The organism is Paenibacillus sp. CF384, from assembly GCF_900106745.1.
GTDB lineage: Bacteria > Bacillota > Bacilli > Paenibacillales > Paenibacillaceae > Paenibacillus_Z.
In genome coordinates this window covers 167,273-173,550 of the sequence record NZ_FNNV01000018.1, presented here as the reverse complement: position 1 = coordinate 173,550, position 6,278 = coordinate 167,273, and the positions used below count along the sequence as shown (strand labels likewise).

The window sequence follows — 6,278 nt, the reverse complement described above, 5'->3', positions numbered from 1 at the left end:
TGCTTTGTAGCTCTGAAAATGGATGTGTTCTACTTCCATTCTTAACCTACGACTTGAAGCAAATACGGGGCTGTTTTTACGTTCATCATAGCTAGCCGTTCAAAATGGCTGATTTTCATGAAATAGCCACGCTGGCAACCGTTAAACTTTTTTTCCACCGAATCAATTCTTTTCAACGGGTTTTTAGCACAAAAAAACCTCCCGGGACTCAATCCCCAGGAGGTTTCGTACTTTCAAACAATTAGCATTCGCCGGCTTCTGCAGGTTTACCCGCATCTGTTGCCGTTCTGAACGACGAACCGCAGCCGCATGTTGCAGATGCGTTCGGATTGTTAATCGTGAAGCCTCCGCCCATTGCGGATTCTTTGTAGTCAATTTCAAGGCCGTTCAGGTATTTCACGCTGTCTCCGTCCACGACAACCTTCAACCCGCTGAACTCCATCGTTTTGTCTGTATCGTTAAGCTCGTCATCGAAGCCCATGCCGTATGAGAATCCGCTGCAGCCGCCTTCCTTCACGCCAATGCGCAAGAACAACTCAGGTGACTCTTCAGCCTCCAGCATTTCCTTGATTTTCTCGTTTGCAGTCTCGCTTATATTAATCATGGTATCCCTCCTGAAAATAGGGAGTTTGACGGAGTCAAACTCTCACTGATTTGGTTACGTAATAAACTCACTATATATTTTATAGTATACTCCACATCGCAGAAGGACTCAATACACGGACAACCCAATTGTGATGGTTACGCAGGCAGCACATAGAGCAGAATGGCGAAGAAATGCAGCACCGAGCCGCCAAGTACAAATAAATGCCACACGGCATGATGATACTTAAAGCTGCGCCAAACATAGAATAATGTCCCCACCGTATACAACACGCCGCCGATAATCAGCAGTTGCAGTCCACCTGGCGCCAGATGCGCTTTAAGCGGCCCCCAAGCAAATACGATAATCCAGCCCATTGCGATATAAAGCAGCGTGGACGTGAAGAGGAACTTAGAGGCGTAGAACGCCTTGAACACAACGCCGCACAATGCGAGCCCCCATACAATGCCGAACAGCGTCCATCCCGCCGCACCTTGCACAATATGAAGCACGATCGGCGTGTACGTTCCGGCGATGAATAAATAAATGCAGGAATGATCCATAATTTCAAACACATTCTTCGCTTTCCCTTCCGGGAAGCTGTGAACGAGTGTAGACGAAATATACAATAATAGCATCATGGAGCCGTAAATCGTAAAGCTGACCACATGCGAAGCATTTCCTTTCATTGCAGCAAACACGATTAACAGCACCAGCGCAGCAACACTTAGTGCAGCACCTAGGCCATGCGTGATCGCGTTAGCTACTTCTTCCCTGCGAGAATACGTATATGTATTCGCCATGAAGTCCACCTCATTCTTATTAACTGTTTCGACGCTGCTCCTTATTGTAACCCAAATGGCATGGGATCGAAAGGAAGATGCCTCCTGCTGCTTCCATCCATTAGGTCCTCTGGCATGACTTAATAGTTGCCGCTCTTCATGATGAGGTTTATAATAAGGGAAGTTATTTGTGTGGGGTTCTTGGAGTGAGGGTAAGTAATTTTTTTCACAATGTTGTTTTTTTTCAATTTATACATTATACACCGGACCTGTAAATGAGTGCCCGGCGGACTGGGAGGATACTCTTATGAATGTCGTAATACCTACAGATGCTACACGAATGCAAGCTATTGTTGAGAAGGTTCGTGCTGGCGAACGTCTCAATCGGGAAGATGGAGAATTTCTTTATCGTTCCGACGATTTGCTCACCATCGGTCAAATGGCGAACGAAGTCAATCTCAAGAAGAACGGTCGGAAAGTTTATTTTATCGAGAATATGAGCTTATACTTCACAAATGTTTGTGAAGCTCATTGTGCGTTCTGCAACTTCCGCAAGGATGAAGGTCAAGAAGGTGCTTACACGCTTACCGGCGCGCAAATGATCGAGTATGTGGAGAAGCATATTCATCCGGATGTACGCGAATTCCATATCGTCGGCGGCCATAACCCGCATGTGCCTTTCCAGTACTACGTAGATTCGCTTCAAGCGTTGCATGATCGTTTCCCTAATGTTGCGCTCAAGGCGTACACTGCAGCTGAAATCGACTTTTTCTCGCGGATTAGCGGCCTAAGCTACAAAGAGGTTATTCAAGAGCTTATGAAAGCCGGCCTGCAAAGCTTAACGGGCGGCGGCGCCGAAATTCTGTCTGACGAATACCGCAAAAAGATGCGCGTAGACAAAGCCGATGTTTCCCAATATCTTGAGGTACATCGCACGGCTCATAATCTGGGTCTTCGCACACACACAACGATGCTCTACGGATCTGTCGAGAAAACCGAAGATCGCGTCAACCATATGCTTCAAATCCGTGATCTGCAGGATGAAACGAACGGCTTCCAAGTGTTCATTCCACTTTCCATGCAGCCAATCAGCCCCAAAGCAAGCATCCGCCGACGTAATTCCGCCTTTGACGATTTGAAGGCCATTGCGATCAGCCGCTTGCTGCTTGATAATTTCCAGCATATTAAGGCGTATTTCATCAACATTGGTACACAACTCACACAAGTTGCCCTTACAATGGGCGCTTCCGACGTACACGGCACAATGGTAAAAGAACGGATCAGCCATGCAGCTGGCGCACTTACGCCTGAAGGCATTACGCGCGAAGATTTGATCTGGCTCATTAAAGGGGCCGGTCGTATTCCGGTTGAGCGCGATACGTTCTACAACGAAGTGAAGGTTTTCGAATAAGCAGGTTTTGGCATCGTTATTGGATAGGACAAGCACTGATGGCTAAGGTCGCAGAGGCATATACTACGAGTAAGAGCAAACAGCGGACGCCGGCTTCCGGCGCCGCATAACTAACGAAATGCAGAAGATTTCTATTGCACACAGAGAAAGTTGGGATTAAGATGAAACGTTTTGTCATTCTTGGCGGCGGTTATGGAGGACTAACAGTCGCCCACTCCTTGCTGGAGGGCGAACTGCCAGACGACACAGTTGTCGTCCTTATTGACCGTATGCCGTTTCAAGGGTTGAAAACGGAGTATTACTCTTTAGTAGCGGGAACTGCTGCAGATATTGATCTGCGTGTTGCATTCCCTTCCGATCCGCGTTTAATTGTAACTTATGGCGAAGTAACCGATATCGATTTGGATGCGAAGCATATCCAGCTTGCCGGTCAAGATCCGCTTGAATACGAGTGGCTCGTAGTCGCGCTTGGCTGTACGGACAAATATCATGGTATTGATGGTGCGGAGCTCTACTCCAACAGCATTCAGACGTTCTCCGGATCACGTAAAACGTATTTGGCACTAAACGATGTGAAGCCATACGGACAAATAACCATTGTTGGCGGTGGTTTGAGCGGTGTAGAAGTAGCATCGGAGCTGCGCGAAGGCCGTCCTGACCTCAATATCCGGATCGTCGATCGCGGACCGAGCATTCTGTCTGCATTCCCGGGTAAGCTTCAGGAATATGTTTCATCGTGGTTTATCGAGCATGAAGTGGAAATGCGTGGTCATGTTTCGCTGCATAAGCTTGAAGAAGGATGCTTGTATGACCTGAACAATCCAAGCCCTATTCTGTCTGACGTAACGGTTTGGACTGCAGGTATTCAACCTGTTGCGCTGGTTCAGCGTATGAACTTGCCGAAGGACGCACAAGGCCGTCTCATCATCAATGAGCACCACCAGCTGCCGGATTACAATGATGTATTCATCGTCGGCGACTGCGCCTCCCTGCCGTTCTCGCCAAGCGCACAGGCTGCAGAAGGGCAAGGCAAACAGGTTGCAGAAGTCATGCAGGCGATATGGAGCGGCAAAACACCCAAACTTGGCAAAATCAAGCTTAAAGGCGTTCTCGGCTCACTTGGTAAAAAAGCCGGCTTCGGACTCATGGGCCGTACCCCTCTTATGGGCCGCGTGCCACGTGTCCTCAAAAGCGGTGTCTTATGGATGTCGAAGCATCATTTCGGCTAAACTAGTAAGATATGGAACCTAACTGGTAGTACTGGTCACATATCGTCGATAAGTCGATCTAATGCTTCACGGTCAGCTTGCTGCTTCACAATGGCCTTCATCATTAGTTCTTCCAGCTCTTCAATGGTTTCGCCGGCGATGATCTCGCCATTCACGAGACCAAATGGAGCCAAATAGCATTCGCCGCAATTGCCCAGGCAGCCGTACTCGATCACATCATAATCCGGATTTTCCTCTAGTTTCTTCATGAGACGGTCGGTGCCATGGTGCATATTGCTAGCACAAAATTCTATCATAGTTTTTAACATTTTTATTTAGTCACCTACACTTGAGTGGTTGATATCCATTTTCAATTGCTCTGCTTTGTACTATAATAGGGGAGAAAGGAGTGGATTGCAATGAGTGAAAATGCACAAAGCACAATGTACGATGAAGTTTTGGATGTTCTTGACAAGCTGCGCCCGTTCTTGCAGCGCGACGGCGGCGACGTTGAACTCGTCGACGTAGAGGACGGCATCGTGAAACTTCGTTTGGTGGGTGCTTGCGGCAGCTGCCCAAGCTCGACAATTACGCTTAAAGCAGGGATCGAACGCGCTCTGCTTGAGGAAGTCGAAGGCGTACAAGAGGTTATGCAAGTATTCTAATCTCTTAACCTCTTCACCCATTATTTACAATAAAGAGTCTTGCCGTTATCCCGCCTCTAAGGCGGATACGGCAAGACTCTTTTGTTTAGTTGGATGATGTTTTAATGGAGGTCTTAATCGGATCGAAGCCTCCGGTTACATCGACGATATTCCCTGTCAAATAATCCGATTGCGGCAAGCAGAGGAACGTGATGACACGGGCGACATCCTCCCCGCTTCCTGGACGTCCTCTCGGCGATTCATCATCTTGCTCACCGGAAACCTCCGCGATCGTCCTCTCCTTGTTCACGCCGCGAATATCGCCCGGACAAACCATATGAACCGTAATGCCGTTGCCTGCCTCTTCGACAGCCAGCGTCTTCGTGAAGGATACAAGACCCGTCTTGGCAGAAGCATAGACGGCTCTGTGAGGCCATGCACGGCCTTCTCCGGCATGACCGAAGCCGAAGTGGATAATACGTCCCCACTGCCGCTTACGCATCCCTGCGAGCATGTGGTGATCCAGCAGCATGACGCCAAGCAAATTGCCGTTAACCAAGCCGATCACTTCTTCTGCGGTATAATCCGCAAATAACCGCCGCTCGCGAATGAATGGGCCGGCGTTATTGATCAGAATATCAATGCTGCCGGTTTGCGACCATGCCTGCGCCTCTGCGGCCAGACGAGCGACATCGCCTTGAACGGCGACGTCTGCGCCGATTGCCGTTGCACGAACACCAAATTGCCGAGTAATTTCCTCAGCGAGCAAGAGCGCCTCCTGCTCGCTTGATTTATAGTTCAGCACGATGTCGCAGCCCATTTGAGCCAGTGACATCGCTGTCATTTTGCCTAAACCTTTCGCACTGCCTGTAATTAAAGCCGTTCGTCCTTTCAGCTCCATGGGCACCCTCCCAAGTTCAGATCATTTTCTCATCTGGCGATAAGCATGGTGAAAGGTTAGCTTCAATGTGTCCAGCACCATATCCATCATTTCATCCAGATCGCTCATTTGCTGCGAAATATTCTCCAGTTGATGCTGCTCTGAATATGAATCATGGCTTTGTCTGAGATCGTCCTGCATTTCCGAATTCATAAAATGGATCTCCGTATTCCGCCGTTTGCGGATTCGGTTCATCGTCGGTTTACCAAGCTCCTTGAGCTCGAATAAAGGCAGCGCCAGCTCTGAATATGCCTTGCGCTGCACCATCGTACGCAGCACGGTGAAATACGAGAAATGCGGCTTGACCCGCTCTGTTTGTAAACCAAGATAGTCGTTCATCAGCGTCCCTAATTTATCAAGCAGCGAGAACAGACGGATGAAGGCATTCTTGTCAAAGTACACGTAGCGGTGATAGTTCAACTGCTCTTCAGGCGACATAACCGAATAGGAAGCCGACGTGATCATGCCGCTGAATTTGCGGGCTGCATATTGACTTTGCTCAAGCTCATCCAGCGAGGAAATAAGACCAAGTGTGTAAATTTCGTATTTGCGAAGCTTGTGATTCTCATCATGACTCCGCTCGATTAACTTATGAAGCGCAGCAGCGTACTGCTCCATCGCTTGCAAAGTTTCGAGCAGTTTGCCATCCGAGACACGCGGCGGTTCACCAAACAGCATTCTAAGCACTAGGCAGTCCTCCTGAAGTTACA

8 protein-coding genes are annotated in these 6,278 nt (G+C 48.6%); 3 read left to right on the top strand and 5 right to left on the bottom strand.

Annotated elements, in window-relative coordinates:
• Positions 1 to 241: 241 nt before the first annotated feature.
• Both erpA and BLW29_RS25110 read right to left on the bottom strand, forming a co-directional pair.
• Positions 242 to 604, bottom strand: a complete 363-nt coding sequence (gene erpA, locus BLW29_RS25115; RefSeq protein ID WP_090984771.1) for an iron-sulfur cluster insertion protein ErpA — start codon at positions 602 to 604, stop codon at positions 242 to 244.
• Positions 605 to 741: 137 nt separating this feature from the next.
• Positions 742 to 1,386 (bottom strand): PAQR family membrane homeostasis protein TrhA, encoded by a 645-nt coding sequence (locus BLW29_RS25110; protein WP_090984769.1) that lies wholly within the window; start codon positions 1,384 to 1,386, stop codon positions 742 to 744.
• Between the two features lie 286 nt (positions 1,387 to 1,672).
• On the opposite strand from BLW29_RS25110, the gene mqnE reads away from it, so the two are divergent.
• Both mqnE and BLW29_RS25100 read left to right on the top strand, forming a co-directional pair.
• Positions 1,673 to 2,776 carry an aminofutalosine synthase MqnE gene (gene mqnE / locus BLW29_RS25105; protein ID WP_090984767.1) on the top strand — a complete coding sequence of 368 codons (1,104 nt, stop codon included), beginning with the start codon at positions 1,673 to 1,675 and terminating at the stop codon, positions 2,774 to 2,776.
• Between the two features lie 161 nt (positions 2,777 to 2,937).
• A complete protein-coding gene (locus tag BLW29_RS25100) occupies positions 2,938 to 4,005 on the top strand; it encodes an NAD(P)/FAD-dependent oxidoreductase (protein ID WP_090984800.1) in 1,068 nt (355 codons plus the stop codon).
• Positions 4,006 to 4,040: 35 nt separating this feature from the next.
• Here the strand turns inward: BLW29_RS25100 and BLW29_RS25095 are convergent, their stop codons facing one another.
• Positions 4,041 to 4,313, bottom strand: a complete 273-nt coding sequence (locus BLW29_RS25095; protein WP_090984765.1) for a YuzB family protein — start codon at positions 4,311 to 4,313, stop codon at positions 4,041 to 4,043.
• A 90-nt stretch (positions 4,314 to 4,403) separates the two neighbouring features.
• On the opposite strand from BLW29_RS25095, the gene BLW29_RS25090 reads away from it, so the two are divergent.
• Complete coding sequence (locus BLW29_RS25090; RefSeq protein WP_090578360.1) at positions 4,404 to 4,649, top strand: NifU family protein; 246 nt, start codon at positions 4,404 to 4,406, stop codon at positions 4,647 to 4,649.
• An 85-nt stretch (positions 4,650 to 4,734) separates the two neighbouring features.
• Here BLW29_RS25090 and BLW29_RS25085 read toward each other — a convergent pair whose 3' ends face one another.
• Both BLW29_RS25085 and BLW29_RS25080 read right to left on the bottom strand, forming a co-directional pair.
• The gene (locus tag BLW29_RS25085) at positions 4,735 to 5,523 is read right to left on the bottom strand and encodes an SDR family oxidoreductase (protein ID WP_090984799.1); all 789 of its coding nucleotides are present in this window, start codon (positions 5,521 to 5,523) and stop codon (positions 4,735 to 4,737) included.
• A 27-nt stretch (positions 5,524 to 5,550) separates the two neighbouring features.
• Positions 5,551 to 6,246 carry a Cthe_2314 family HEPN domain-containing protein gene (locus tag BLW29_RS25080; RefSeq protein WP_371264790.1) on the bottom strand — a complete coding sequence of 232 codons (696 nt, stop codon included), beginning with the start codon at positions 6,244 to 6,246 and terminating at the stop codon, positions 5,551 to 5,553.
• Positions 6,247 to 6,278: the final 32 nt, after the last annotated feature.